Below are 25,763 nucleotides of genomic sequence, written 5' to 3'. Positions count from 1 at the left end.
AAAAGGAAACGGCGCCGGGAGGCGCCGTTTCTGCATGCGGTAGCGGTCCAGTGCGCGCCGCCGCTCCGTGGATATGCCCTGCTTACTCCAGGTCGCGCACGCCCAGCTCGCCCAGTGCCCGCTGCATCATCTCGCGCGCCGGGTCGCTCAGCTTCTCGTGGTCCAGGGCGTAGCGGATGGTGGCTTCGATCAGGCCGATGTGGGTGCCGCAGTCGAAGCGCGTGCCCTGGAAACGGTAGGCGTTGACCGCCTCCTCCTTGAGCAGCGCGGCGATCGCGTCGGTCAGCTGGATCTCGCCGCCGGCGCCGGGCGTGGTCGCCTCCAGCTGCTGGAAGATCCGCGGACTGAGCACGTAGCGCCCGACCACGGCCAGGTTGCTCGGCGCCTCGGCCGGCGCGGGCTTCTCGACGATGCCGTGGATCCTGCCCTCGCGGCCTTTGAAGGCCTCGGTGGCGACGATGCCGTAGCTGCCGGTGCTCTCCGGCGGTACGTCCTGGACCGCGATCTCGCTGGCGCCGCTGGCCTGGGCCGCATCGGCCATCTGCTTCAGCGCGCCCGGGCCACGGTTCCAGATCAGGTCGTCCGGCAGCAGCACCGCGAATGGCTCGTCGCCGACGATCTCCTTGGCGCACAGCACCGCGTGGCCCAGGCCCAGGGCTTCGGCCTGGGTCACGAACACCGCGCGCACGCCTTCCGGCAGCACGTGCCGCACCAGTTCCAGCTGCTCGGTCTTGCCGGCGCGCTCGAGCTTCTGCTCCAGCTCGTAGGCCTTGTCGAAGTAGTCGGCCACCGCATGCTTGTAGCGGTTGGTGACGAACACCAGGGTGTCGCAACCTGCCTCGATCGCCTCGTCCACTGCGTACTGGATCAACGGCCGGTCGATGATCGGCAGCATCTCCTTGGGAACAGTCTTGGTGGCGGGGAGGAAGCGGGTGCCGAGCCCGGCCACGGGAAATACCGCCTTGCGGATACGCTTGTTCGTCATCGGGTTCTTCTGGCCTCGCGTGCCGGGAACTGGACGACGGTGGCTCCGGTCTCCTGCGGCGCCACCATGTCCATGGGAGTGAATTCGGGGATCACCTCGCGCAACACCTGACCCAGAGCGGCTTCGTCATAGCGGGCCACGGCCTCGCGCATGCGCTCCACGCCGGTGCGCACCAGCTCGGACGAGTACTGGCGCGGGCCGGCCTCCAGGATCTTGGAGTGCGAGGTCGGGCGGTAGTGCTCGTCGGCGTAGAACAGGGTTTCGTGCAGCTTCTCGCCCGGACGCAGGCCGGTGTAGACGATGGCGATGTCGCGCCCGGGCTGCTTGCCGGCCAGGCGGATCATCTGCTCGGCCAGCAGCCGGATCGGCACCGGCTCGCCCATGTCCAGGGTGTAGATCGCCGCGTGCGAACCGGAGGCGGCGGCCTGCACGATCAGCTGGCAGGCTTCGGGGATGGTCATGAAGTAGCGGCTGACCTCCGGGTCGGTCACCGTCACCGGGCCGCCCTGGCGGATCTGCTCGCGGAACAGCGGCACCACGCTGCCGGCCGAGTCGAGCACGTTGCCGAAGCGCACGGTGACGTAACGGGTGCCCTCGACCTTGGCGTCCAGCGACTGGGCGATCATCTCGGCAAAGCGCTTGGTCGCGCCCAGCACATTGGCCGGGTCGACCGCCTTGTCGGTGGAGATGAACACGAACGTGCCCACGCCCATGTCGCGGCACAGGCCGGCCACGGTCTCGGTGGACAGCACGTTGTTGCGCACCGCCTCGCGCAGCTGGCGCTCCAGCAAGGGCACCTGCTTGTAGGCGGCGGCATGGAACACCGCGTCGGGCTGGGCCAGGCGCAGGGCATGCGCGGTCACCGCCGGATCGCCGCAATCGCCCAGCACCGCCTCCACTTCCAGGTCCGGGAAGGCACGGCCCAGCTCGGCGTGGATCGTGGTCAGGGCCAGTTCGTCCACTTCCAGCAGGGCGATCTTGCGCGCCCCGTGGCGCGCGCACTGCCGGCACAGTTCCGAGCCGATCGAGCCGCCGGCGCCGGTGACCATGACCGTGCGCCCGCCCAGCCAGCCGCGGATCAGTTTCCAGTCGGGGGTGACCGGCTTGCGCCCGAGCAGGTCCTCGATCGCCACTTCCTTCAGCTCGCCCGGCAGCGCCTGGCCCTCGAGCACATCGGTCAGCCGCGGCACGGTGCGGAACGGCAGCCCGGTGCGCTCGCAGATCGAGACCGCGCGCTGCATGCCCGCCGCGTCCAGCGACGGCATGGCGATGACCAGCAGGCCGGCGGCGATCTCCTTGGCCACCGCCGGCGCGTCCTCGAGCCGACCCAGGATCGGCAGGCCCTGCAGGCGCGATCCCTTCAGCTGCGGCGCGTCGTCGAGGAAACCGACCGGCTGGTAGGCGCCGGAACGGCGCAGGTCGCGGACCAGGGCTTCGGCGGCACGGCCGGCACCGAGGATCAGCACCCGGCGCACGGCGAAATCGCCGCGGCCTACGTGGTGGTCCTTCCACATCCGGTAGAGCAGGCGCGGGGTGCCCAGCAGCACCGCCAGGGCCAGCGGGTACAGGACCAGGACCGTGCGCGGCACCGACTCCAGCCGGTTGTAGAGCACCAGCCCGATCACGATGACGCCCAGGCCGAGCAGGCTGGCCTTGAGGATGTTCCACAGGTCCGGGACGCTGGCGAAGCGCCACAGGCCCCGGTACAGGCCGATGCGCCAGAACACCAGCGCCTGCGCCACCACCACCACGCCCAGGGTGGCGCCGAACTCGGTCCAGTCGTAGCGCTCGTGGCGGGTCGCGTAGCGCAGCACGTGCAGCAGCTGCCAGCAGACCAGGACCATCAGCAGGTCGTGCGCGGCCACCGCGATCCGGGGCAGCAGGGCCGTGAACGCGTTCCAGGGTTTCATCCGGCGAATCCGTTCCTGTCGGTTGAAGTGGCCCTGCGCAACAGGAACCACAGGATGGCCGCCAGCAACAGCCAGGCGACTGTACTCCCCCCTGCCAGCCCTGGCGCGGACTGGTTCAAAACGAGCGCAAGAATACCATCCACAAAACTGAACAAAGCGTAGACGCCGGTGACGAACACGTGGCTCCGGCCCGCCCTCACCCACCTCTGGTACAGGTGCGAGACGTGCGGCAGCCACCATCGCTCGCCGGCCAGCATGCGCCCGGCCAGGGTCAAGGACGCGTCAACCAGGAAGGCCGAAAGCGGCAACAGCACCAGCAGGCCGCGCGAAACCGCACCTGTCCCGGATTCCGAAGCCGCCAGCAGGGCGACCACCGCTACCGCGTATCCAAGGGCGCCGCTGCCGACATCGCCCAGGAAAATCCGGGCACGGGGAAAGTTGAACGGCAGGAAACCGCAGCACGCGGCCGCCAGCGCCCAGCCCGCCGGAGCGGCCGTTTCCGGGGTCAGCAGCGCCAGGGCCACGGCGGCCAGCAGGGCCTGGCTGGTGGCCAGGCCGTCGATCCCGTCCATGAAGTTCCAGACATTGACCAGCACCGGGACCGCGCCCAGCGTCAGCAGGGCCCAGCCCCAGCGCCCATCGATGCCGAACAGGCCCAGCGCCAGCACCCCGCCGGCCAGGCACTGCACGGCCAGGCGCAACCAGGGCGACAGCGGCCGGTGGTCGTCCACCCAGCCGATCCCGGCCACCAGCGTCAGCCCACCCACGAACGCGGCGGCCTGCGGCCAGGAGACCCACCCGGAGAAGGCCGCGAACGCGGCGGCCAGCAGCAACGCCACGGCGATGCCCAGTCCGCCGCCGCGCGGCGTCGGTACTGCGTGGCTGCGGCGCTCGCCCGGCTGGTCGAACAGGCTGCGGCGGCGCGCATAGCGCAGCGTGAGCCAGGTCCCCAGTGCGCTGGCGGCCGCCAGAGCCGGCAACAGCCAGGCCGGTGCCGGCATCAGACCACCGCGTAGTTCAGCAGCGGTTTGACCGTGCCCCACTCCTTGCAGCTGGGGCATTGCCAGTGGTGGGTACGGGCGCCGAAGCCGCAGCGGGTGCAGCGGTAGCTGGGGTTGCGCACCAGCAACTGGTCGGTGATGTGCTTGAGGTCGTGCAGGGTCGCGGTGCTGTCCGCGCCGACCGCCAGGGTCAGGTCGATCAGGGCCGCCTCGCCGCGCACCGAGGGCCGGTCCTTGAGCTGGCGGCCGAGGTAGTCGCGCGCGGCCTTGGCGCCTTCCTGGCCCTCGATCAGCCGGGTCAGCGCGAGCACCGGGGCGATGCCGCGGTAGTGCTCGCTCATCTCGGCCAGGAAGGCGCGGGCGCCGGCGTTGTCGCCGACCTGGCCGTAGCAGGCCAGCAGCCCGGGCAGCAGTTCGGGCAGGTAGTCGGGGTCGTGCCGGGCGGCGCGCTCGAACGCGCGGATCGCCGCCTCGGGATTACGCGCGTCCACCTCGATCCGTCCTTCCAGGATGCCGGCGCGCACGCAGGTCGCATCGGCCTGGTAGGCGCGCGCGATCGCGGCGCGGGCACCGTCGAGGTCGCCGTTGCCGCGATGGCGCTCGGCCAGCTCGCATTCGAACTGGGCGACCAGCTTGCCCATCGGCTCGCCGGTGGCCTCCTCGTAGCGGGTGGCGTTGTCGATCGCCCGCTCCCAGTCGCGCTCGGCCTGGTAGATGCCGATCAGGTGCTTGAGCGCCTGCGGCGCGCGCTGGTCGATCCGGGCCAGGTCGGTGAACACGGTCTCGGCGCGGTCGAGCAGCCCGGACTTCATGTAGTCCTCGCCCAGCGCCAGCAGGGCCTGGACCCGCTGCGCATCGGACAGGTCGTTGCGCTGGACCAGGCCCTGGTGCAGGCGGATGGCGCGGTCGACCTCGCCGCGGCGGCGGAACAGGTGGCCGAGCGCGACCTGGGTCTCGAAGGTCTCCTTGTCCAGCTCGGCGATGTGCAGGAACAGCTCGATCGCCTTGTCCGGCTGCTCGTTGAGCAGGTAGTTCAGGCCGCGGAAATAGGTGCTGGACAGGCGGCTGACCTGGGTGTCGCCATGGCGCTGACCGCCGCGACGGCCCACCACCCAGCCGCTCAGCGCGGCCAGCGGCAGGAACAGGAAGAACCAGAACCACTCGTTGAGGAATTCCATGCGCTCAGTTGCCTTCCTGGGGCGCGGCCGGAACGGTCCCGGCGGCGGGTGGCTGCGGCGCCTGGGCGCGACAGGCGCGGCGCAGGCGGGCATGCAGGGGGATGACGGTGGTCGCCGTCACCAGGCCGCCGCCCAGCAGCACCCCGGCCAGCAACGCGGCGACGATGGCGATGCCGGAGGTGGTCACCACCTCGGCCACGCCGAAATCGAGCAGGATCCGCTGCGAATTGAGCGAACCCACCACCAGCCCGGCGACCAGGAAGGCCAGCAGGACCAGCAGGCGAAGGATGTTCATGATGATCCGCTCTCCGGAGACGGCCGCCGGCAAGCTTAGCCGACGACGGGCGGATCGCGGGAGACGCTCAGGCGGCGTCCTGCGGCTCGGCCGGCGACGGGATCACCTCGCTGACCTTCTCGCGCAGTTCCTTGCCCGGCTTGAAATGCGGGACGTGCTTGCCCGGCAAAGCCACCGAATCGCCGGTCTTGGGATTGCGACCCAGGCGCGGCGGGCGGTAATGCAGGGAAAAGCTGCCGAAACCGCGGATCTCGATCCGCTCGCCCGAGGACAGCGCACCGGCCATCATCTCCAGCAGCGACTTGACGGCCAGGTCCACGTCCTCGGCCTTCAGGTGCGACTGGCGGCGGGCCAGGATCTCGATCAGTTCGGACTTGGTCATCTCGGGCGGCTGCGGCAGGACGATGCGCCACGGCGGCCCGGGATCCCGGGCCGCCGTGGTACCACTTCACACGACGGGTATTACTCGGACTTGTTGCCCAGCTGCGCGCGCAGCAGCGCACCCAGGCTGGTGGTGCCGGCGGCGGCCTCGGCGGCCGTCTTGTTGTACTCGGCCAGCGCCTCGGCGGTCTCGGCTTCGTCCTTGGCCTTAATCGACAGCTGCAGGCTGCGGCCCTTGCGGTCCATGCCCACGAACTTGGCTTCGACCTTGTCGCCGACCTTCAGGTGCTGGGTCGCATCGTCCACGCGGTCGTGGCTGATGTCGCGCGCCGAGACGTAGCCCTCGATGCCGTCGGCCAGCTCGATGACGGCGCCCTTGGCGTCGACTTCCTTGACCGTGCCCTCGACCTTGGAGCCCTTCGGATTAGCGGCCATGTACTGGCCGAACGGATCCTGCTCCATCTGCTTCAGGCCCAGGCTGATGCGCTCGCGCTCCGGATCGACCGCCAGCACGACCGCATCGAGGGTGTCACCCTTCTTGTAGTTGCGCAGGATGTCCTCGCCGGTGGTGTTCCAGCTGATGTCGGACAGGTGGACCAGGCCGTCGATGCCGCCGTCCAGGCCGATGAAGATGCCGAAGTCGGTGATCGACTTGATCTGGCCGGACACCTTGTCGTTCTTCTTGTGGATCGCGGCGAAGGTCTCCCACGGATTGGCGGCGACCTGCTTCATGCCCAGCGAGATGCGGCGGCGCTCCTCGTCCACGTCCAGGACCATGACCTCGACCTCGTCGCCGACCTGCACGACCTTGGACGGGTTGACGTTCTTGTTGGTCCAGTCCATCTCGGACACGTGCACCAGGCCCTCAACGCCCGGCTCGATCTCGACGAACGCGCCGTAGTCGGTGACGTTGGAGACCTTGCCGAACACGCGGCTGTTGGCCGGGTAGCGGCGGGCGATGTTGTCCCACGGATCCTCGCCCAGCTGCTTCAGGCCCAGCGAGACGCGGTTGCGCTCGCGGTCGAACTTCAGCACGCGCACGTCGAGCTCGTCGCCGACGTTGACCACCTCGGACGGATGGCGCACGCGCTTCCAGGCCATGTCGGTGATGTGCAGCAGGCCGTCGATGCCGCCCAGGTCCACGAACGCGCCGTAGTCGGTCAGGTTCTTGACCACGCCCTTCAGCACGGCGCCTTCCTGCAGCTTCTCCATCAGCTGCTCGCGCTCCTCGGAGTGCTCGCTCTCGACCACCGCGCGGCGGGAGACGACCACGTTGTTGCGCTTGCGGTCCAGCTTGATGAGCTTGAACTCAAGCTCCTTGCCTTCCAGGTAGGCCGGGTCGCGCACGGGGCGCACATCGACCAGCGAACCGGGCAGGAACGCGCGGACGTCCTTGATGTCGACGGTGAAACCACCCTTGACCTTGCCGCTGATGCGGCCGGTGATGGTCTCGTTCTTCTCGAGGGCTTCCTCCAGCTCGTCCCACACCATCGCGCGCTTGGCCTTCTCGCGCGACAGCACGGTCTCGCCGAAGCCGTTCTCGATGGAGTCGAGCGCGACCTTGACCTGGTCGCCCACGCCCACGTCGATCTCGCCGGCGTCATTCCGGAACTGCTCGATCGGCACGATGCCTTCGGACTTCAGGCCGGCGTTGATCACCACGACATCGCCGCGGACTTCCACGACGGTGCCGACGACGATCGCGCCCGGCTTCAGCTTGGCCAGGTTGGTCTGGCTCTGTTCGAACAGTTCGGCAAAAGATTCGGTCATTGTTGATTACTCGGTTGAACACACGGACGGGACGCCACCGGTCGGTGGCCTGGATTCCCGTCCCCCTGTCAGGCCCGTGCAGGCGCCTTGTGTGGTGGGTTGGAATTACCGCCGTGGTCGTCCACGACGGCGCCTTGGCGCCTGCGCGCCGTTCTGTACTGCGGTGTTGCCTGGCTGCTGCGTGCGATCGAACCGACCCGCGGCGGTCAGCCGGCGCGCGCGGGCACCAGGGCCAGCACGCGTTCGACCACCTGGTCGATGGACAGGCCGGTGGTGTCGATGAGGACGGCGTCTTCGGCCGGCTTCAGCGGCGCCACGGTGCGCTGGGCATCGCGGGCGTCGCGGGCGAGGATCTCCCGCAGCAGACCGTCAAATGTAACCGAAACCCCTTTTTCGCTCAACTGCTTATGGCGCCGGTGGGCACGCTCGTCGGCGCTGGCGGTCAGGAACACCTTGGCCGTGGCGTCGGGGAAGATCACCGTGCCCATGTCGCGGCCGTCGGCGACCAGGCCCGGGAGCCGGCGGAAGGCCCTCTGCCGCTCCTTCAGCGCCGCCCGGACCTCGGGGATGGCGGCGATCGCCGAGGCCACGGTGCCGGTGGTCTCCAGGCGCAGCTCGCCGGTCGCGTCGGTGCCGTTGACCAGGACCCGCAGGCCGTCGGCCTGCTCGCGGAACTCGACGGCGGTGTCGAAGGTGCAGCGGACCAGCGCCGCCGGGTCGGACAGGTCCAGGTCGGCCCAGCTGGCCGCCACTCCGACCGCCCGGTACAGGGCCCCCGAATCCAGGTAGTGCCAGCCCAGGCGGGACGCCACCAGCCGGCTGACGGTACCCTTGCCGGCGCCGGAGGGACCGTCGATGGTGAGGACCGGGATGGGGGACGACATGGACGGCTCCGGCGCGGTGAAGGCCGGCGATTGTAGCCGCCCGCCCCCGCCGCCCGCCGTGGTCCGCGCAACCACTTGAAACGGCAAAGGAAACCCCGCTAGAATGGCGGGCTCGTTTCCGCGCCTTGGCCAAGACGGCCCTGGCTTCCCATCCGTCGTCCTCCGAGGTGTGTCATGAAAGTCCTGTCCTCCCTGAAGTCGGCGAAGACCCGTCACCGCGACTGCAAGGTGGTCCGCCGCCGCGGCAAGGTCTTCGTGATCTGCAAGTCCAATCCGCGTTTCAAGGCCCGCCAGCGCTGATGCCGGCAGCCGGTCCACAGCGGGCCGCGGATTGACGGGAAGGCCGCAGCGATGCGGCCTTCCGCGTTTCCGGGCCCAGGCTTCGGTCCGCCACACAGCGGCCCCGGATCCCGCGACCGGCCATCCCTCCGCCCGCCCTTTCCGCCAGCGGCCGGAGCTTGACCGCGGCCACAGCGCACCGGGGCCGTTCTGCTTACAATCGCCGGCAGTTCACGGCCTCTTGGCCGCCGCGGCACCCACCACCCCCGGGGAGACACCACGATGAAGCACCGCCTCTACGTCCTGTCCCTGCTGGCCCTCTCGGGCCTGTCCGCCGCCGCCCAGGCCGACACCCTGCTGATCGAGCGGACCCAGGAACCCGCCGTCGCCCAGCCCGCCCGCGGCCTGAGCATGGCCGAGGTCGAGGCCCGGTTCGGCGCTCCGCAGCAGAAGCTGGATCCACGCGGCGGCCAGAAGCGCCAGTGGCCGACCATCAACCGCTGGGTCTACCCGGACTACGTGGTGTACTTCGAGAAGAACAAGGTCATCGACGTCGTCGCCACCAAGGCCAGCCCCAACGAGGTCGGTCCGAAGCCGCCGATCCGTTGATGATGACTGACAGCCTGCGTTTCCCCGCGGAATGGGAGCCCCAGTCCGCGATCCTGATCGCCTGGCCGCACGCCGGCACCGACTGGGCCGAGCGCCTGGGCGAGGTCGAGGAGACCTACATCGCCCTGGTCTCCGCCATCACCCGCTTCCAGCCGGTCTGGATCTGCGTGGCCGATGACGACCTGGAGACCTACGCCGAGGCGCGCCTGCGCTCGAACCGGATCGACATGGACAGGGTCCGTTTCGTCCCGTTCGACTACGACGACACCTGGCTGCGCGACTCCGGTCCGATCACCCTGCGCCAGGGCGAAGGCTTCCGCGTGCTCGACTTCCGCTTCACCGCCTGGGGCGGCAAGTTCGAGGCCGGGCGCGACGACCGCCTGGTCGAGAGCCTGGGCGAACAGGGCGTGTTCGGCGCCGCGCCGCGGCAGAGGATCGACTTCGCCCTGGAGGGCGGCGGCATCGAGACCGACGGCGCCGGCACCCTGCTGACCACCTGGCACTGCCTGCACGAGCGCCACCCGCAGGCCAGCCGCGAGGAACTGGACGCGAAGCTGCGCGGCTGGCTGGCTCAGGACCGGGTGCTGTGGCTGGACCACGGCTACCTGGAGGGCGACGACACCGACGCCCACATCGACACCCTCGCCCGCTTCGCCCCGGACGACGCGATCGTGTTCCAGGCCTGCGACGACCCGGCCGACAGCCACTACGCCGCGCTGCAGGCGATGGCCGCGCAGATCGCCGGCCTGCGCACCGCCGACGGCCGGCCGTACCGGTTGTTCCCCTTGCCATGGGCCGCACCGGTGCTGGACGGGGAGCGTCGCCTGGCCGCGTCCTACGCCAACTTCCTGATCGTCAACGGCGCGGTGCTGATGCCGGCCTACGGCGATCCTGCCGACGACCTGGCGGCCGCGGTGCTGGCGCAGGCCTTCCCCGGCCGCGAGATCGTGCAGGTGCCCTGCCGCCCGCTGATCTGGCAGAACGGCAGCCTGCACTGCATCACCATGCAGCTGCCCCGTGGGCTTTCCGGCTGAAGCCGGCAAGCCCCCCGAAGTTCGCTGCGCAAACTTCGGCCCCGACTTCGTTCTTCCAATCCCCATTCGTGCCATACGGCACGAATCGCCCCTTACCAAGGGGCTTATCCCCCTACAATCCCCCCCATGAAGACCAAGACCCTTACCGTCGCCCTGGTCCAGGAGCGCAACCACGGCGATGCCGAGGCCAACCTGGCGGTGATCGAATCGCGCGTGGCCGAGGCCGCCGCCCAGGGCGCGCAGCTGGTACTGCTGCAGGAACTGCACAACGGCGCCTATTTCTGCCAGCACGAGTCGGTGTGCGAGTTCGACCTGGCCGAACCGATCCCGGGCCCGAGCACCGAGCGCCTGGGCGCACTGGCGAAGAAGCACGGCGTGGTCATCGTCGGCTCGCTGTTCGAGCGCCGTGCCGCCGGCCTGTACCACAACACCGCCGTGGTCCTGGAGAAGGACGGCAGCCTGCTCGGCAAGTACCGCAAGATGCACATCCCGGACGACCCGGGCTTCTACGAGAAGTTCTACTTCACCCCGGGCGACCTCGGCTTCCGGCCGGTCGACACGTCGGTCGGCCGGCTCGGCGTGCTGGTGTGCTGGGACCAGTGGTATCCGGAGGCGGCGCGGCTGATGGCGCTGGCCGGCGCCGAGATGCTGCTCTACCCCACCGCGATCGGCTGGGACCGAGAAGACGCGCAGGACGAGCAGAACCGCCAGCGCGACGCCTGGGTGCTCAGCCACCGCGGCCACGCCGTGGCCAACGGCCTGCCGGTGCTGTCCTGCAACCGGGTCGGGCACGAATCCTCGCCCCTCGCTTCCGACAAGCACGTGGGTGCGTCGGGCATCCAGTTCTGGGGCAACAGCCACGTGCTCGGCCCGCAGGGCGAGTTCGTCGCCGAAGCCGGCGGCGAGCCGACCGTGCTGGTGTGCGAGGTCGACCTGCAGCGCAGCGAGCACGTGCGCCGGATCTGGCCGTTCCTGCGCGATCGCCGGATCGACGCCTACGGCGACCTGCTCAAGCGCTACATCGACTGATCCATGCGGCGCGGCCGTCCGGCTGCACGCAGCCGGGCCCCGCGTCCGCCACCGAAGCCGCCGCGGCCGATCCGGCCGCCGGCCGGCCATACCGAGTCCCTGCATGACCATCGACGACACCGCCCCTCCGTCCCCCGCCGAGACCGGCACGGTCGCGGCCGACCCGCTACACGGCCAGCCGCACCAGGTGGTCGAGCGCGACGGCGTGCGCTACACCCTGCTCGGTACCGCGCACGTATCGCGCGCCAGCGTGGACGCGGTGCGCGCGGCGGTGGCCAGCGGCGCCTACGACGCGGTCGCGGTCGAGCTGGATCCCGGACGGCTGCAGTCGATGACCGACCCGGACGTGCTGGCCAGGATGGACATCGTCCGCGTCCTGCGCGAGGGCAAGACCCACCTGTTCGCCGCCAACCTGGCCCTGTCGGCCTACCAGCGCCGGCTGGCCGAGCAACTGGACGTGGAGCCGGGTGCCGAACTGAAGGCGGCGGTACTGGACGCGCGCGAGCGCGGCCTGCCGGTGCAGCTGATCGACCGCGAGGTCGGCCTGACCTTCCGCCGCGCGATGCAGAGGCTGGGCTGGTGGGGTCGTGCCAAGACCGGCGCCGGGATCCTGGTGGCGATGTTCGGCGACGAGGAAGTGGGCGACGAGGAGATCGAGAAGCTCAAGCAGGGCGACATGCTCGAGGCCAGCTTCGGCGAGTTCGCCTCGCACAGCCCTGAGCTGTACGAGAGCGTGATCGCCGAGCGCGACCGCTACATGGCCGCGCGCCTGCGCCAGGAGGCCGGCGCGCCGCGCAACGTGCTGGCCGTGGTCGGCGCCGGCCACCTGCCCGGCCTGGCCCGGCACCTGGCCGCCGACACCGGTGCGCCGGCCGAGATCCTGGGCGAGCTGGAAACGGTGAAGGAGAAATCGCGCTTCCCGTGGATGGAGGCGATCATCGCCACCTTCCTGCTCGGCGGCTTCGCCTGGGGCTTCTGGCAGGGCGGCGTGGACGTGGGCTCGGACCTGATCGTGCAATGGGTGCTGGCCACCGGCGTGCTCGGCGCGCTGGGCTGCGCGATCGCCGGCGGCCATCCGCTCAGCATCCTGGCCGCGTTCATCGCCTCGCCGCTGACCCCGCTCCACCCGGCCCTGGCGTCGGGCACGGTCAGCGCCCTGGTCGAGGCCAGCCTGCGCAAGCCGACCTATGCGGACTTCATGGCCCTGCGCGACGACGTCCAGCACCTCAAGGGCTGGTGGCGCAACCGGGTCGCACGGACCCTGCTCAACTTCTTCCTCACCAGCCTGGGCACCGCGATCGGGGTGTGGACCGGCGGGCTGCGGATGCTGGGCAAGCTGATCGGCTGATCCCCTCGCGTCGTCCCGGCACAGGCCGGGACGACGGGCTGCACCCTCACTCCGGATGCAGCGCGGTCAGGCTGGCCGCGGCCGGCGCCGCCTCCTGGCCGCGGGCGCGGCGCAGCAGTCGCGCCGCGCCGTTGCGCAGGTCGTCCAGGATCGCGTAGATCGTCGGCAGGAACAGCAGGCTGACCGCGGTCGAGAACGCCAGGCCGCCGGCCACCGCGCGCGCCATGGGCGAATACTCCAGGCCGCCCAGGACCACGGTGTCGCTGAGCGAGATCGGCACCATCGCCAGGATCGCCGTGCCCATGGTCATCATGATCGGTCGCAGGCGCTCGCGGCTGCCTTCGACCAGCGCGTCGGTGCGCGACAGGCCACGGCGGCGCAGGTTGTTGATGTGCTCGACCATGATGATGCCGTTGTTGACCACCACGCCCATCAGCACCAGCACGCCGATGAAGGCCATCACCGTGAACGGGGTGCCGGTGATCCAGAACAGCCAGTACACCCCGAACACCGAGAACAGCACGCAGCTCATGATCGCCGAGGGGAACAGCAGCGATTCGAACACCGCCGCCATCAGCACGTAGATCATGACCAGGGCCAGCAGCAGGTTGAACATCATCTGCTTCATGCCCTCCTCGTCCTCCTGGAAGCCGGAGCCGTCGAACGAGTAGCCGTAACCGGGCGGGAACTGCACCGACTTCAGGGTCTCCTCCATGGCCTTGCGCGCGTCGGGCATGGTGGTGCCGTCGGTCAGGTTGGCCTGCAGGGTGATCATGGTCTGGCGGTTGTAGCGGCTGATCTGGTTGGCCGACGGCAGCACCGAGATGTCGACCATGCTCAGCAGCGGGATCGTGCGCCCGTCCTTGCTGCGGACCATGAAGCTGGAGATCTCCTCCAGGCCGTAGTGCTCGGCGCCGGAGAAGCGCACCCACACCGGCACCTCGGTCTGGCCGCGGCGGAACTCGCGCAGCTGGGCGCCGCGCAGGGCTAGGCCGATGAAGTTGGACACCTCCTGGGCGCTGAAGCCGTAGGCGGCCGCCCGCTCGCGGTCCACCCACACGTTCAGCTCGGTGTTCTTGTCGCCGCCTTCCACCCGCACGTCGCGCAGCTCCTTGCGCCCGGACAGCACCGGGATGATGCCGTCGGCCAGTTCGGCCAGGACCTGGGTGGAATCGCCGACCAGTTGCACCTGCACGTTCTGGCCCGGGCTGCCGCCGCCCTGGCCGCCGCCGCCCTCGACCCCGCGCACGCCCAGCATCGCCCGCGCCGACTTCGGCAGCTCCTTGCTGATCGCATCGCTCAGCGGCTTGGTGTCCTTGACCTTGTCGTCGAAGGTCACCATGGTCCCGGCCTCGCCGTCCTCGCCGAAGAACGAGTACACCTGCACGATCCGGAAGCGCTCGCGGTTGTCCTCGAGGAAGCGCTCGACCCGGGCGACCTCCTCCGACATCTGCGGCAGGCTGTAGCTACCGTTGAACTGGTACCAGACCTGGATCTCGCCGCTGTCGCCGCCGCCGAAGAAGTCGGTCTTGGTGTGCATCATCGGCACCACGCTTAGGGCGACCACCAGGACGATGCCGACCACGCTCCAGCCGCGGTGCTCCAGGCTCCAGCGCAGGATCCCGGCGTAGCGCCTCTGCAGGCGCGGGATCAGCCCGCGCGGGTTGTGCACGGCGGCGGGGGTCTTCATCCGCGCCGACAGCATCGGGATCAGGCTCACCGCCACCAGCCAGGAGGCCAGCAAAGAGACGGTGATGGTGATCGCCAGCTGCGACATGAAGATGGAGATGTTGTTGACCTCGCCCAGCAGGTTGGGCAGGAACACGATGCAATGCGCCAGGGTGCCGGCCGACAGCGCGATGGCGACGTGGCGGGTGCCCAGGATCGCCGCCAGGCGCGGCTTCTCCGGCATGCGCTCGCGCTCCTGGTAGATGCTCTCCACCACCACCACCGCGTTGTCCACCAGCATGCCCACGGCCAGCAGAAGGCCCATCAGGGTCAGCACGTTCAGGGTTACCCCGGCGAAGTGCATGAAGCCCAGGGTGACCACGAAGCAGATCGGGATCGCCAGGGTCACCATCAGGGTCGAGGGCCAGTGGCGCAGGAAGAAGAACAGCACCGCGATCGACAGCACCAAGCCGATGCCGCCGGCCTCGGCCAGTTCGGTCAGCGAGTCGGTGACCTCGTCGCCCATGTTCTGGATGACCTTGAAGTCGATGTCGTCCAGCCCGGGCTCCTTGCGGATCGCCTCCACCTCCTTGAGCACGTTGCGCGACACCTCCACCAGGTTGGCGTTGCGCTCCTTGAAGATGTCCAGGCCGACCGCGGTGCGCCCGTCCAGGCGGCGGCCGTAGGGCATCCGGCTCGGCTTCAGGCGCACGTCGGCCACGTCGCCCAGGCGCAGGCCGCTGGCGTTGAGGACCAGGTCGCGCAGCTGCTGCAGGTCGGTCAGCTCGCCCACCGGCTGCAGCCGCAGGCGGCGGCCGTTGTCCTCGATCTGCCCGGCCGAGACCGAGAAGTTGACCTGGCGCAGGCGCTCGGACAGCTCGTTCAGGCTCAGGTCGTGCGCGGTCAGGCGGTCCGGGTCGATCGCGATCTCGACCTCGTTCGGCGGCGCGCCGCTGATCTCCACCCGGGCCACGCCGGGAATGCGCTCGATCCGCCGCTTCATGTCGCGGTCGATCAGGTCGTAGGCGCCGGTCAGGTCCATGTCCGCGGCCAGGCGCACGCGCAGGACCGCCTCGTCGCTGGTGGACCACTTGAACACGTAGTAGCGCTGGAAGTCGTCCGGCAGGTCGTCGCGGATCGCGTCCAGGCGCTCGCGCGCTTCGGAGGCGGCGATCGAGATGTCGCGCTCCCAGTCGGAGAACTCGACGAAGATCCCGGCGCCCTCGGCGGTGGCATTGCTGCGCATCCGCTTGATCCCGGTCATCGTCGCCAGCGCTTCCTCGGCCGGGCGCAGGATGGTGCGTTCGACCTCCTCCGGGGTGGAGCCGGAGTACGGCAGCTGCACGAACATGAAGGGCGCCGACACGTCCGGCAGGGCCTCCAGCGGCAGGCGGAAGGCAGCGATCAGGCCGACCACGAACAGCGACACGAAGCACATGATCGTGGTGATCGGCCGCTTGATGCTGAACTCGGCGACGCTCATGCGCCCTCCAGGCCTTGTTCGCCGCCGGCCGGGCCGTCGTAGCCGTCATAACCCCCTTGGGCCTCGCTGGCGCGGCTGCGGCGGCCGCGCTCGACGTAGTAGGCGTCGGCACGGCGGTCCAGCAGGTCGTAGACCACCGGGATCACGAACAGGGTCAGCAGGGTCGACACCAGCAGGCCGCCGATCACGGTGATCGCCATCGGTGAGCGCACCTCGGCGCCGTCGCCCATCGCCACCGCCAGCGGCAGGAAGCCGAACAGGGTGGCCAGGGTGGTCATGGCAATCGGCCGCAGGCGCGAGCGCGCGCCCTCCACCAGCGCCTCGCGCTTGGCCACGCCGGCCTCGCGCAGCTGGTTGACCTTGTCGATCAGGATGATCGCGTTCTTGGTCACCAGGCCGACCATCAGGATCAGGCCGATGAACACCACCACCGAGATCGTGTTGCCGGTCAGCAGAAGGGCCAGCACCGCACCGACCATCGCCAGCGGGATGGTGAACAGGATCACGAACGGATGCAGCAATGACTCGAACTGCGAGGCCATCACCAGGTAGACCAGGAAGATCGCCAGGGCGAAGGCGAACAGCAGCGAGCGCACCGACTGCGCCAGTTCCTCGCCCTGGCCGCCGATGTGCAGGCCCAGGCCGGCGCCGAGCGGATCGGCCGCGACCATCGCCCGCACCTCCTCCATCGCCGAGCCCAGGTCGACCCCGCGCAGGTTGGCCGAGATCACCGCCACCCGCATCTGGTCGGCGCGGTGGATCTCGCTCGGGCCGGTGGTGGCGACCACGTCGGCGACCGCCGCCAGGCGCACCGCGCGGCCGTTGCCGGGATTGACGATCAGGTTGCGGATGTCCTCGACCGAGGCGCGGTCGGCCTCGCGGGCGCGGACCAGCACGTCGATCTTGCGGTCGCGGAAGTTGTAGCGGGTCGCCACTTCGCCGCGTACCTTCTTCACCACCGCGTCGGCGACCTGGCGGGTGGTCAGGCCCATCGCCCCGGCGCGCTCCTGGTCGAAGCGGATCTGGATCTCAGGGAAGCCCTGCTCCACCGTCGACTTGACGTCGGTGTAGTGCTCGTTGCCGCGCAGCATCTCGGCGAGCTTGTGCCCGGCCCGCTCCAGTTCTTCCAGGTCGTTGCCGCGCAGCTCGATCTCCAGCGGGGTGGAGAAGCTGAACAGCTGCGGCCGGCGGAAATCGACCTGGGCCTCGGGCCAGCGCGCCATGCTCTGGCGCATGCGGTCGCTCTGCTCGGCCTCGAACTCGCGGCTGCCGCCGCCGGCCATGACCACGGTCAGCTTGGCCACGTTCTCGCCGCTTTCGGTCGGGTTGGCGTCCAGGCGGGTGCCGGTGCCGCTGACCCCGTACAGGCTCTCCACCCCGGCGTCGCCGGCGTGGCGCTGCTGCAGGTCGCGGACCAGCAGGTCGGTCTCGCGCAAAGGCGTGCCCGGCGGCAGCTTGACCGTCATCTCGAAGCGGTCCTGGGCCAGCTGCGGGATCAGGTCGGTGCCCAGGAACGGCAGGGCGGCCAGCGACAGCACGAAGGCCAGCGCCGCGAACAGCATCACCCGGCCCGGCTTTTGCAGGGCGGCCGGCAACAGCGCCATGTAGCGGCGCTCGGCGCCGTTGTATGGCTTCATCGCCAGGTCGCTGAGCCGGCGCATCAACGGCGCGACCAGCGCCACCAGCCCGCGCCAGATCCGCACGAACAGCCAGGCGACCGCGAACAGCGCCCCGCGCACGCCCGCGCCGATGCCGCGGCCGGCCAGCGCCACCGGCTTCTGCAGCTTCGAGGACGGCTGCCAGCGCGGGTGCGCCTCCTCCTCCGGGAAGCCCAGCGGCGACTGCGCCTTCCAGGCCGACAGCATCGGGATCAGGGTCATCGCCACCACCAGCGACACGCCCACCGCGATCGCGATGGTCAGCGCCTGGTCGCGGAACAGCTGCCCGGCTACGCCCTCGACGAACACCAACGGCAGGAACACGGCGATCGTGGTCAGGGTCGAGGCGACCACCGCCATGCTCACCTCGCGGGTGCCCTCGATCGCCGCCTGGAGCACGCCCAGGCCGCGCTCGCGCGCCTTGGCGATGCTCTCCAGGACCACGATCGAATCGTCCACCACCAGGCCGGTGGCCAGGGCCAGGCCGCCGAGCGACATCACGTTCAGGCTCAGGTCCAGCTGGTCCATGAAGAAGAACGTGGCGATGATCGACACCGGCAAAGACAGGCTGATCACCAGCGTGCTCCAGCCGTTGCGCAGGAACAGGAAGATCACCAGCACCGCCAGGATGCCGCCCAGCACCGCGTCCTTCTTCACGTCGGAGATCGCGCTGCGGATGAACTTGGACTGGTCGTCGATGACGGTCAGCTCCATGTCCGCGGGGAACTGCTGGCGGATCTGCTCCAGCCGCGCCTGGACCGCGTCGGCGGTGGCCACGGTGTTGGCGTCGCCTTCCTTGTAGATCGCCAGCTCGACCGCTTCCCGGCCGCCCAGGCGGATGATCGCCTCGCGCTCCTTGTAGCCCTGGCGCACGTCGGCCACGTCCTTCAGCCGCACCGGCATGCCGCCGGCCACCGCGCTGGAGCTGCCCGAGGACGCGCTCTGGACCGAGGCGGCCGCGGCCAGCACGCTGGCGTTGCCGGATGCCGCTGCAATAGCCGCCATCTGCTGCGCCGCCGAGGCCGCGGCGTTGTCGCCGCCGCTCTGGGTGGTGACCAGCATCTCGCGCATCTGCTCCACCGCGCTGAACTGGTTGACCGTGCGCACCAGGTAACGCTGGCTGCCCTGCTCCAGGCGGCCGCCGGACAGGTTGATGTTCTCCTGCTGCAGGCGCTGGATGACGGTATCGATCGGCAGGTTGAGCTGGGCCAGCTTCTGCTGGTCGATGTCGACCTGGACCTCGTCCTCCAGGCCGCCGCCGACCTTGACCGCGGCCACGCCGGCGACCGGCTCGAGCTTCTTCTTCAGGTCGTCGTCGGCGTAGCGGCGCAACGCGGTGAGCTGGCGCACCGACTCGGCCGGGTCGCCGGCGGCGGCCTTGGCCGACAGGGCCAGGCGCATGACCGGCTCGGTCGAGGGATTGAAGCGCAAGAGCACCGGGGCCTTGGCCTCCAGCGGCAGCTGCAGCGCCTCCATCTTGTCGCGCACCTCCAGGCTGGCCTGGTCCATGTCGGTGCCCCAGGCGAACTCGAGCACCACGTCGCTCTGCCCGGTGCGCGAGACCGACTTGAGCTTGCGCAGGCCCTTGGCCACGCCCACGGCTTCCTCGACCGGCTCGGTGATCAGGGTCTCGATCTCGGCCGGGGCGGCGCCGGTGTACTCGGTGCGCACGGTCAGGGTCGGATAGCTCAGGTCCGGCAGCAGGTTGACCTTCAGCCCGCCCAGGGCGAGCAGGCCGAACAAGACCAGGGTGACGGTGCACATCGCGACCGTGACCCGGCGGCGCACGGCGAAGCCGACCAGGCCGCCGCGGACCGCGTCCTGCCAGCCGTGGCCGTGGCCGTCGGCTTGTCCGTGCCCGGAAGATGGAGGCGTGTCGGCGCCGCTCACTGCTTGGCGCCCGCGCTGGCGGCGTCGGCGGCGGCGACCTTCTTCGCCGGCGCCTGGCCGATCGCCTGGACCGCGCTGCCGTCGCGCAGGGCGACCTTGCCGGCGGTGACCACCTTGTCGCCTTCCTTCAGGCCCTCGCGGACCTCGGTCCACTCGCCGTCGGTATAGCCCAGCTTGACCGGCACCCGCACTGCCTTGCCTTCGCGCACGGCGTACACCGCCGGGTCGTCCTGGTCGTCGAGCAGGGCGATGCGCGGCACCACCAGGGCGTCGGCGCGCTGGTCGTAGTCGATCCGCAGGCGGCCGAACATGCCTGGCTGCAGCAGGTCGCCGCCGGAGAAGGCCGCGACCACGCGGAAGGTGCCGCTGCCCGAATCCACCACCGGCGCGACCCGGTCGACCACGCCGGTGAACTCCTTGCCCGGCACCGCGTCGGCCAGCATCAGCACCGGCTGGCCGGCCTTCATCACCGCCAGCTCGCGCTCGGGCACGTTGAGGGTGGCCTCCAGGCGCGAGTCGTCGACGATGCGGATGATCGGGGTGTTGATCTGGACGAAGTTGCCCGGCTTGATCGAACGGCTGGCAACCACCCCGGAGATCGGCGCCACCACCGTGGCATAGGACAGCTCCAGCCGCGCCAGGTTGTGGACGGCGCGGGCGTTCTCCAGGTCGTAGCGCATCTGGTCGACCTCGCCGGCGCTGATCAGCTGCTGGGCGACCAGCTGCTGGGCGCGGCGGTAGTTGTTCTCCAGCTTGCGCAGCTGGGCCTCGCTCTGGGCCAGGGCCAGGCGTGCGCGGTCCGGATCGAGCCGGACCAGCGGCTGGCCGGCCTTGACCACCTGGCCTTCCTCGACCAGCACCTCCAGGGCCACGCCCGAGGTCTTGGCCACCACCTGCGACTCGGCCCGCGGCTCCAGCGCGGCGGTACCGGTGTAGCTGGCGGCGATGGCGCGGCGGCTGGCGGCGGCCACTTCCACCGGGATCGCATCGGCGGCCTTGTCGGCCGGCTTGGCCTGGGCCTCGCCCGGGTTGCCGCCCTTGCAGGCGGCCAGCAGGGCGGCGGCGAGCAGGGCCGAGGCGGCCAGGCGCAGGCCGGGGTGGAAGGGGCGGGAAAGGGAGCGATCCATGACGGTGTCCATGCGCGAGGGCGGTTCCAGGGGGCGTGCTGCGGTGTTGTATTCAAGTAAATCACCAACACAACGACCCGCCATGCGCCGAAGGTCATGGTGACCGCGGTCAGCGGAGCCGCAGGCGGCGGGTTCCCGTGGCCTGCCACGGACCAGCGCGACGATGCATGGGGCCTCTCCCGATACACGCCGATTGATCCGGCGCATGGACACGAGTTTCCGGTTGTGATGGGCCGCGGCTATACTGCGGCGGTTTCGTGTCCGGAGGGGTTGACCGGGCACGACCGAATCCAACACGCCGATCCGGACCACAGAATGATGCGCCGCCCGCTGCCGCTAGCCGCCTGCCTTGCCCTGGTCACCGCCCTGCCCCTCGCCACCGCCCTCGCCCAGGACGCCGCCCCGCCGGCCGCCCCGGACGCGGCGCAGCCGGCCCCTGCCGCCACCGCGGCCCCGGCCGCCGTCACCGGCAACGCCGAAACCGGCCGCCAGCTGACCTACACCTGCCAGGGTTGCCACGGCATCACCGGCTACAAGAACGCCTATCCGAGCTTCAAGGTGCCCAAGATCGGCGGCCAGTCGGCCGAGTACCTGTCCCAGGCGCTGCACGAATACCGCGATGGCCAGCGCAAGCACCCGACGATGCGCGCCCAGGCCGAGAGCTTCTCGGACCAGGACATCGCCGACATCGCCGCCTTCCTGTCCACCCTCAAGTAAGCAGCCCCCGCCAATGACGACAGCCGTGTACGCCCAGCGTCTCGCCATCGCCCTGACCGCCCTCCTGGCCCTGGCGGCCTGCTCCGGAAAGGAAGATTCCCACGCCGCCGAAGGCGAAGGCCATGCCGCCGCCAGTTCCTCGGCCGGCCTGCCCGCCGGCCGGATCGCCGTCGGCGAGCAGCTGGCCAACGCCAAGGGCAAGGCCACCGGCCAGAGCTGCATCGACTGCCACGGCCCGGACGGCAACGCCCCGATCGACGCGACCTATCCCAAGCTCGGCGGCCAGTACGCCGACTACCTCGCCCACGCCCTGCAGGAGTACCGCAAGGGCGATCGTCAGCACGCGCTGATGACCCCGCAGGCCGCCGACCTGAGCGACCAGGACATCGCCGACCTGGGCGCATTCTTCGGCTCCCGCGCCTCGCAGCTGCGCGACCTGCACGGCGCGCACTGACGCCCGGCGCCCTGGCGCCGATCAGGTAATGCGAAGGCCCGCGCAAGCGGGCCTTCGTTCGTACGGCACAATGCGGCCATGGCCGCTTCCCCGTCCGCACCGCCCAAGCCGCGCCGCGAGCGCGCCAGTCCCAGCCTGCGCGAGCGCTTCGACGCCATGCGCAACCTGCCGCCGTTCCTGCGCCAGATCTGGGCCACCAGTCCCGGCCTGACCCTGACCAGCCTGGGCCTGCGCCTGGTCCGCTCCCTGCTGCCGGTGGCCACCCTCTACATCGGCAAGTTGATCATCGACGAGGCCATCCGCCTGGTCGGCCTCGGCCTGCAGTTCGACGGCCTCGGCGAGGCCCTGCGCGGCGGCCAGCTCTCCCACCTGCTCAGCCTGCTCGCCCTGGAACTGGCCCTGGCGGTCGGCTCCGACCTGCTCGGCCGCCTGGTCAGCTACGCCGACGGCCTGCTCTCGGAGCTGTTCACCAACGCCAGCAGCGTGCGCCTGATGGAGCACGCCGCCACCCTCGACCTGGAGGACTTCGAGGATCCCGACCTGCAGGACAAGCTCGACCGCGCCCGGCGCCAGACCATGAGCCGGATGAACCTGATGAGCCAGCTGTTCGGCCAGGTCCAGGACGCGATCACCGTGGCCAGCTTCGCCATCGGCCTGCTGGTCTACGCGCCCTGGCTGATCGTGCTGCTGGCGGTGGCCCTGGTGCCGGCCTTCGTCGGCGAGTCGCACTTCAACGCCCTGGGCTACTCGCTCAACCACCAGTGGACGCCCGAGCGCCGCCAGCTCGAGTACCTGCGCCAGACCGGCGCCAGCGTGGAGACGGCCAAGGAGGTGAAGATATTCAACCTCCATCGCTTCCTGATCGACCGCTACAAGGTCCTGGCCGAGAAGTTCTACCTGGCCAACCGCGCCCTGGCCCGGCGCCGGGCCCTGTGGGGCACCCTGCTGGCCGCGCTGGGCACCCTGGGCTACTACGTCGCCTACGCCTACATCGCCTGGCGCACGGTCAGGGGCGATTTCTCAATCGGCGACCTGACCTTCCTGGCCGGCAGCTTCCTGCGCCTGCGCCAGCTGCTGGAAGGGCTGCTGATCGGCTTCTCCCAGGTCGCCGGACAGGCCCTGTACCTGGACGACCTGTTCTCGTTCTTCGAGATCGAACCGGAGATCGCCTCCCGGCCGGACGCCTTGCCGGTGCCGCGGCCGATCGCGGCCGGGTTCGCGTTCGAGAACGTCGGTTTCCGCTATCCGGGGGCCGAGCACTGGGCCTTGCGCGGACTGGAGTTCGAGCTGCGCGCCGGCGAGGTGCTGGCCCTGGTTGGCGAGAACGGGGCCGGCAAGACCACCCTGGTCAAGCTGCTGGCGCGGCTGTACGACCCGGACGAGGGCCGGATCCTGCTCGACGGCCGCGACCTGCGCGACTATGACCTGGACGACCTGCGCGCCAACACCGGGGTGATCTTCCAGGACTTCGTCCGCTACCACCTCAGCGCCGGCGAGAACATCGGCGTGGGCCGGATCGAGGCGATGGACGACCGCGCGCGGATCGCCGATGCCGCCCGCCGCGGCATGGCCGAAGAGGTGGTCGCCGCCCTGCCCCTCGGCTACGACCAGCTGATCGGCCGCCGCTTCAAGACCGGGGTGGACCTGTCCGGCGGGCAATGGCAGAAGCTGGCCATCGCCCGCGCCTGGATGCGCGACGCCCAGGTGATGATCCTGGACGAGCCGACCGCGGCGCTGGATGCGCGCAGCGAATTCGAGGTGTTCCAGCGCTTCAAGGAACTGTCGCGCGGCCGCACCGCGGTGCTGATCTCGCACCGTTTCTCCAGCGTGCGCATGGCCGACCGGATCCTGGTCCTGGCCGGCGGCAAGGTCGAGGCCAGCGGCACCCACGAGCAGTTGATGGCCCAGGGCGGCCGCTATGCCGAGTTGTTCGAACTGCAGGCCGCCGGCTATCGTTGACGGCCCATCGCCCGCCAAGGAAACCGACGCATGCGCCTCGCACGTGCCGCCCTCAGCCTCGCCCTGATCGCCGCCTTGGCCGCATGCAAGCCCGGTGCGGATACGACCGCCGCGCCCGGCCCGGCCAAGGCCGAACCGGCGCGCGAGATCGCCAGCGAACAGGGCCAGGCCCGGCTCACGGTGATCGCCCGCGGGCTGTCGCATCCCTGGGCGGTGGCGCCCTTGCCGGAAGGCGGCTTCCTGGTCACCGAGCGCGGCGGCACGTTGCGCCGGGTCGGCGCCGACGGCGAGGTCTCCGCGCCGCTGGCCGGGGTGCCGGCGGTCTCCGCGCGTGGCCAGGGCGGACTGCTCGACGTGGTCCTGGCGCCGGACTTCGCCCGCAGCCGCCGCATCTACCTCAGCTACGCCGAGCCCGACGGCCAGGGCCTGTCCGGTACCACGGCCGCCTACGCCACCCTCGGCGAGGCCGGCCTGTCCGAGGTGACCGTGTTCTACCGCCAGGAACCGAAGGTGGACACCGAGAACCACTACGGCTCCCGCTTCGCCTTCGACGGCCAGGGCCACGTGTTCATCAGCCAGGGCGAACGCACCCTGCGGCCGCTGGCGCAGGAACTGGACAAGCTGCAGGGCAAGCTGGTCCGGCTGGACCTGGACGGCGGCGTGCCCGAGGACAACCCCTTCGTCGGCCAGGCCGGCGCCCGCCCGGAGATCTGGAGCTACGGCCACCGCAATTCGCAGGGCCTGGCCTTCGACCCGCGCACCGGACGGCTGTGGGAGAGCGAGCACGGCCCGCGCGGCGGCGACGAGGTCAACCTGCCGCAGCCCGGGAAGAACTACGGCTGGCCGATCGTCACCCACGGCATCAACTACTCCGGCCAGCCGATCCCCGAGGCGGTGGGCAAGGAGCAGGAAGGCATGCAGCCGGCGCACTACGTGTTCGAGGTCTCGCCCGGCCTGTCGGGCATGGCCTTCTACACCGGCCGCCCCGGCAAGCCCTGGAACGACAGCCTGTTCCTCGGCGCCCTGGCCCAGCGCCAGCTGATCCGGCTGCAGCTGGAGGGCGACCGCGTGGTCGGCGAGGAACGCCTGCTGCAGGACTTCGGCGAGCGCATCCGCGACGTGCGCGCGGGCGCCGACGGCAACCTCTACCTGGTCACCGACGAGGGCGACGGCAAGCTGCTGCGGCTGGAGCCGCCGCAGGGCTGAGCGGGGCGCGGCGAAGGCGCGCCCGTCTTGATGAGATCAATTCTCATCGGGACGGGCTACAATAGGCGCCTCCCCCCTCCCGCCGCCGCCGTCCGAATGTCCTCCGCCTACGGCACCGAAACGGTGCTTGATGTCCGTCACTGGACCGACGCCTACTTCAGCTTCACCACCACCCGCGACGACGGTTTCCGCTTCGAGAACGGCCAGTTCGTGATGATCGGCCTGCCCACCGAGAGCGGCAAGCCGATCCTGCGCGCCTACTCGATCGCCAGCGCCAACTGGGAAGAACAGCTGGAGTTCTTCTCGATCAAGGTCCAGGACGGGCCGCTGACCTCGCGCCTGCAGCACATCAAGCCCGGCGACAGCATCCTGATCGGGCGCAAGCCCACCGGCACCCTGCTGATCAGCGACCTGCATCCCGGCCGCAACCTGTACCTGCTGGGCACCGGCACCGGCCTGGCGCCGTGGCTGTCGGTGATCAAGGACCCGGAGACCTACGAGCGCTTCGAGCGCGTGGTCCTGTGCCACGGCGTGCGCAACGCCGAGGACCTGGCCTACCGCGACTACTTCGAGAAGGAGCTACCGCAGCACGAGATCCTCGGCGAGCTGATCCGCGACAAGCTGCTGTACTACCCGGCGGTCAGCCGCGAGGACTTCCCCAACCGCGGCCGCCTGACCTCGTTGATGGAAAGCGGCGAGATGATGCGCAGCCTGGGCATAGAGGCCCTGGATCCGGAGCAGGACCGCGCCATGATCTGCGGCAGCCCGCAGATGCTGGCCGACTTCCGTACCCTGCTCGATGGCCGCGGCTTCACCGCCTCGCCGCGGATCGGCACCGCCGGCCAGTACGTGTTCGAGCGGGCGTTCGTCGAGAAGTAGAACCCCATGCCGTCGTCCC

General features: G+C 70.1%; 21 protein-coding genes. 10 read left to right on the top strand and 11 right to left on the bottom strand.

Annotated elements, in window-relative coordinates; all coding sequences use genetic code 11:
* Positions 1-82: 82 nt before the first annotated feature.
* The 8 genes from galU to cmk all read right to left on the bottom strand — a co-directional run bounded on the left by galU (position 83) and on the right by cmk (position 8,404).
* Entirely contained in the window at positions 83-985 is a 903-nt protein-coding gene (gene galU / locus CSC62_RS06925) for a UTP--glucose-1-phosphate uridylyltransferase GalU (RefSeq protein ID WP_162405440.1), read from the bottom strand.
* On the bottom strand, positions 982-2,895 hold the full coding sequence (locus CSC62_RS06920; protein ID WP_246194258.1) for a polysaccharide biosynthesis protein: 1,914 nt from the start codon (positions 2,893-2,895) through the stop codon (positions 982-984). Before CSC62_RS06920 ends, galU begins: the two co-directional genes overlap by 4 nt.
* A complete protein-coding gene (locus CSC62_RS06915; protein WP_162405439.1) occupies positions 2,892-3,896 on the bottom strand; it encodes an MraY family glycosyltransferase in 1,005 nt (334 codons plus the stop codon). The genes CSC62_RS06920 and CSC62_RS06915 overlap by 4 nt, the downstream gene beginning before the upstream one ends.
* Complete coding sequence (lapB, locus tag CSC62_RS06910) at positions 3,896-5,074, bottom strand: lipopolysaccharide assembly protein LapB (protein ID WP_162405438.1); 1,179 nt, start codon at positions 5,072-5,074, stop codon at positions 3,896-3,898. Before lapB ends, CSC62_RS06915 begins: the two co-directional genes overlap by 1 nt.
* 4 nt (positions 5,075-5,078) lie before the next feature.
* Positions 5,079-5,369 (bottom strand): hypothetical protein, encoded by a 291-nt coding sequence (locus tag CSC62_RS06905; RefSeq protein ID WP_162405437.1) that lies wholly within the window; start codon positions 5,367-5,369, stop codon positions 5,079-5,081.
* A gap of 67 nt (positions 5,370-5,436) precedes the next feature.
* Positions 5,437-5,751, bottom strand: a complete 315-nt coding sequence (locus CSC62_RS06900) for an integration host factor subunit beta (protein WP_162405436.1) — start codon at positions 5,749-5,751, stop codon at positions 5,437-5,439.
* Between the two features lie 80 nt (positions 5,752-5,831).
* Entirely contained in the window at positions 5,832-7,520 is a 1,689-nt protein-coding gene (gene rpsA, locus CSC62_RS06895; RefSeq protein ID WP_162405435.1) for a 30S ribosomal protein S1, read from the bottom strand.
* A gap of 206 nt (positions 7,521-7,726) precedes the next feature.
* The gene (cmk, locus tag CSC62_RS06890; protein ID WP_162405434.1) at positions 7,727-8,404 is read right to left on the bottom strand and encodes a (d)CMP kinase; all 678 of its coding nucleotides are present in this window, start codon (positions 8,402-8,404) and stop codon (positions 7,727-7,729) included.
* Positions 8,405-8,578: 174 nt separating this feature from the next.
* On the opposite strand from cmk, the gene ykgO reads away from it, so the two are divergent.
* The 5 genes from ykgO to CSC62_RS06865 all read left to right on the top strand — a co-directional run bounded on the left by ykgO (position 8,579) and on the right by CSC62_RS06865 (position 12,703).
* On the top strand, positions 8,579-8,704 hold the full coding sequence (ykgO, locus tag CSC62_RS06885; protein WP_005913193.1) for a type B 50S ribosomal protein L36: 126 nt from the start codon (positions 8,579-8,581) through the stop codon (positions 8,702-8,704).
* A gap of 261 nt (positions 8,705-8,965) precedes the next feature.
* A complete protein-coding gene (locus CSC62_RS06880; protein ID WP_162405433.1) occupies positions 8,966-9,292 on the top strand; it encodes a hypothetical protein in 327 nt (108 codons plus the stop codon).
* 2 nt (positions 9,293-9,294) lie between these two features.
* Positions 9,295-10,326, top strand: coding sequence for an agmatine deiminase family protein (locus CSC62_RS06875; RefSeq protein ID WP_162405500.1), 1,032 nt, complete (start codon positions 9,295-9,297; stop codon positions 10,324-10,326).
* 126 nt (positions 10,327-10,452) lie between these two features.
* On the top strand, positions 10,453-11,355 hold the full coding sequence (locus tag CSC62_RS06870) for a carbon-nitrogen hydrolase (protein WP_162405432.1): 903 nt from the start codon (positions 10,453-10,455) through the stop codon (positions 11,353-11,355).
* 103 nt (positions 11,356-11,458) lie between these two features.
* Complete coding sequence (locus CSC62_RS06865) at positions 11,459-12,703, top strand: TraB/GumN family protein (RefSeq protein WP_162405431.1); 1,245 nt, start codon at positions 11,459-11,461, stop codon at positions 12,701-12,703.
* A 46-nt stretch (positions 12,704-12,749) separates the two neighbouring features.
* On the opposite strand, the gene CSC62_RS06860 is transcribed toward CSC62_RS06865, so the two are convergent.
* From CSC62_RS06860 to CSC62_RS06850, 3 genes are all read right to left on the bottom strand, one after another.
* Positions 12,750-15,854 (bottom strand): efflux RND transporter permease subunit, encoded by a 3,105-nt coding sequence (locus CSC62_RS06860; protein WP_162405430.1) that lies wholly within the window; start codon positions 15,852-15,854, stop codon positions 12,750-12,752.
* Complete coding sequence (locus CSC62_RS06855) at positions 15,851-19,315, bottom strand: efflux RND transporter permease subunit (RefSeq protein ID WP_246194268.1); 3,465 nt, start codon at positions 19,313-19,315, stop codon at positions 15,851-15,853. Before CSC62_RS06855 ends, CSC62_RS06860 begins: the two co-directional genes overlap by 4 nt.
* Before the next feature lie 83 nt (positions 19,316-19,398).
* Positions 19,399-20,529 (bottom strand): efflux RND transporter periplasmic adaptor subunit, encoded by a 1,131-nt coding sequence (locus CSC62_RS06850; protein WP_162405429.1) that lies wholly within the window; start codon positions 20,527-20,529, stop codon positions 19,399-19,401.
* A gap of 315 nt (positions 20,530-20,844) precedes the next feature.
* Between CSC62_RS06850 and CSC62_RS06845 the strand changes: the two genes are divergently transcribed.
* The 5 genes from CSC62_RS06845 to CSC62_RS06825 all read left to right on the top strand — a co-directional run bounded on the left by CSC62_RS06845 (position 20,845) and on the right by CSC62_RS06825 (position 25,744).
* Positions 20,845-21,246, top strand: a complete 402-nt coding sequence (locus CSC62_RS06845; protein ID WP_162405428.1) for a c-type cytochrome — start codon at positions 20,845-20,847, stop codon at positions 21,244-21,246.
* Positions 21,247-21,259: 13 nt separating this feature from the next.
* Positions 21,260-21,700, top strand: coding sequence for a c-type cytochrome (locus CSC62_RS06840; protein WP_162405427.1), 441 nt, complete (start codon positions 21,260-21,262; stop codon positions 21,698-21,700).
* Positions 21,701-21,778: 78 nt separating this feature from the next.
* Entirely contained in the window at positions 21,779-23,659 is a 1,881-nt protein-coding gene (locus CSC62_RS06835; RefSeq protein ID WP_162405426.1) for an ABC transporter ATP-binding protein, read from the top strand.
* A 30-nt stretch (positions 23,660-23,689) separates the two neighbouring features.
* On the top strand, positions 23,690-24,865 hold the full coding sequence (locus tag CSC62_RS06830) for a PQQ-dependent sugar dehydrogenase (protein WP_162405425.1): 1,176 nt from the start codon (positions 23,690-23,692) through the stop codon (positions 24,863-24,865).
* Between the two features lie 96 nt (positions 24,866-24,961).
* Complete coding sequence (locus CSC62_RS06825; RefSeq protein WP_162405424.1) at positions 24,962-25,744, top strand: ferredoxin--NADP reductase; 783 nt, start codon at positions 24,962-24,964, stop codon at positions 25,742-25,744.
* The last annotated feature ends 19 nt before the right edge of the window (positions 25,745-25,763 follow it).

Source organism: Pseudoxanthomonas jiangsuensis, from assembly GCF_010093185.1.
In the GTDB taxonomy this organism is placed as follows: domain Bacteria; phylum Pseudomonadota; class Gammaproteobacteria; order Xanthomonadales; family Xanthomonadaceae; genus Pseudoxanthomonas; species Pseudoxanthomonas jiangsuensis.
The sequence above is the reverse complement of the archived record's forward strand: the minus strand, read 5'-3'. Positions and strand labels throughout refer to the sequence as shown.

Excerpts from the sequence above, each read along its gene's own strand:
- CSC62_RS06870 (WP_162405432.1), top strand. The coding sequence starts at position 10,453 with ATGAAGACCAAGACCCTTACCGTCGCCCTGGTCCAGGAGCGCAACCAC.
- CSC62_RS06850 (WP_162405429.1), bottom strand. The coding sequence starts at position 20,529 with ATGGATCGCTCCCTTTCCCGCCCCTTCCACCCCGGCCTGCGCCTGGCC.
- ykgO (WP_005913193.1), top strand. The coding sequence starts at position 8,579 with ATGAAAGTCCTGTCCTCCCTGAAGTCGGCGAAGACCCGTCACCGCGAC.
- CSC62_RS06860 (WP_162405430.1), bottom strand. The coding sequence starts at position 15,854 with ATGAGCGTCGCCGAGTTCAGCATCAAGCGGCCGATCACCACGATCATG.
- cmk (WP_162405434.1), bottom strand. The coding sequence starts at position 8,404 with ATGTCGTCCCCCATCCCGGTCCTCACCATCGACGGTCCCTCCGGCGCC.
- CSC62_RS06905 (WP_162405437.1), bottom strand. The coding sequence starts at position 5,369 with ATGAACATCCTTCGCCTGCTGGTCCTGCTGGCCTTCCTGGTCGCCGGG.
- CSC62_RS06835 (WP_162405426.1), top strand. The coding sequence starts at position 21,779 with ATGGCCGCTTCCCCGTCCGCACCGCCCAAGCCGCGCCGCGAGCGCGCC.
- CSC62_RS06900 (WP_162405436.1), bottom strand. The coding sequence starts at position 5,751 with ATGACCAAGTCCGAACTGATCGAGATCCTGGCCCGCCGCCAGTCGCAC.
- CSC62_RS06840 (WP_162405427.1), top strand. The coding sequence starts at position 21,260 with ATGACGACAGCCGTGTACGCCCAGCGTCTCGCCATCGCCCTGACCGCC.
- rpsA (WP_162405435.1), bottom strand. The coding sequence starts at position 7,520 with ATGACCGAATCTTTTGCCGAACTGTTCGAACAGAGCCAGACCAACCTG.
- CSC62_RS06920 (WP_246194258.1), bottom strand. The coding sequence starts at position 2,895 with ATGAAACCCTGGAACGCGTTCACGGCCCTGCTGCCCCGGATCGCGGTG.
- CSC62_RS06865 (WP_162405431.1), top strand. The coding sequence starts at position 11,459 with ATGACCATCGACGACACCGCCCCTCCGTCCCCCGCCGAGACCGGCACG.
- CSC62_RS06880 (WP_162405433.1), top strand. The coding sequence starts at position 8,966 with ATGAAGCACCGCCTCTACGTCCTGTCCCTGCTGGCCCTCTCGGGCCTG.
- CSC62_RS06845 (WP_162405428.1), top strand. The coding sequence starts at position 20,845 with ATGATGCGCCGCCCGCTGCCGCTAGCCGCCTGCCTTGCCCTGGTCACC.
- lapB (WP_162405438.1), bottom strand. The coding sequence starts at position 5,074 with ATGGAATTCCTCAACGAGTGGTTCTGGTTCTTCCTGTTCCTGCCGCTG.
- CSC62_RS06830 (WP_162405425.1), top strand. The coding sequence starts at position 23,690 with ATGCGCCTCGCACGTGCCGCCCTCAGCCTCGCCCTGATCGCCGCCTTG.
- CSC62_RS06825 (WP_162405424.1), top strand. The coding sequence starts at position 24,962 with ATGTCCTCCGCCTACGGCACCGAAACGGTGCTTGATGTCCGTCACTGG.
- CSC62_RS06875 (WP_162405500.1), top strand. The coding sequence starts at position 9,295 with ATGACTGACAGCCTGCGTTTCCCCGCGGAATGGGAGCCCCAGTCCGCG.
- galU (WP_162405440.1), bottom strand. The coding sequence starts at position 985 with ATGACGAACAAGCGTATCCGCAAGGCGGTATTTCCCGTGGCCGGGCTC.
- CSC62_RS06915 (WP_162405439.1), bottom strand. The coding sequence starts at position 3,896 with ATGCCGGCACCGGCCTGGCTGTTGCCGGCTCTGGCGGCCGCCAGCGCA.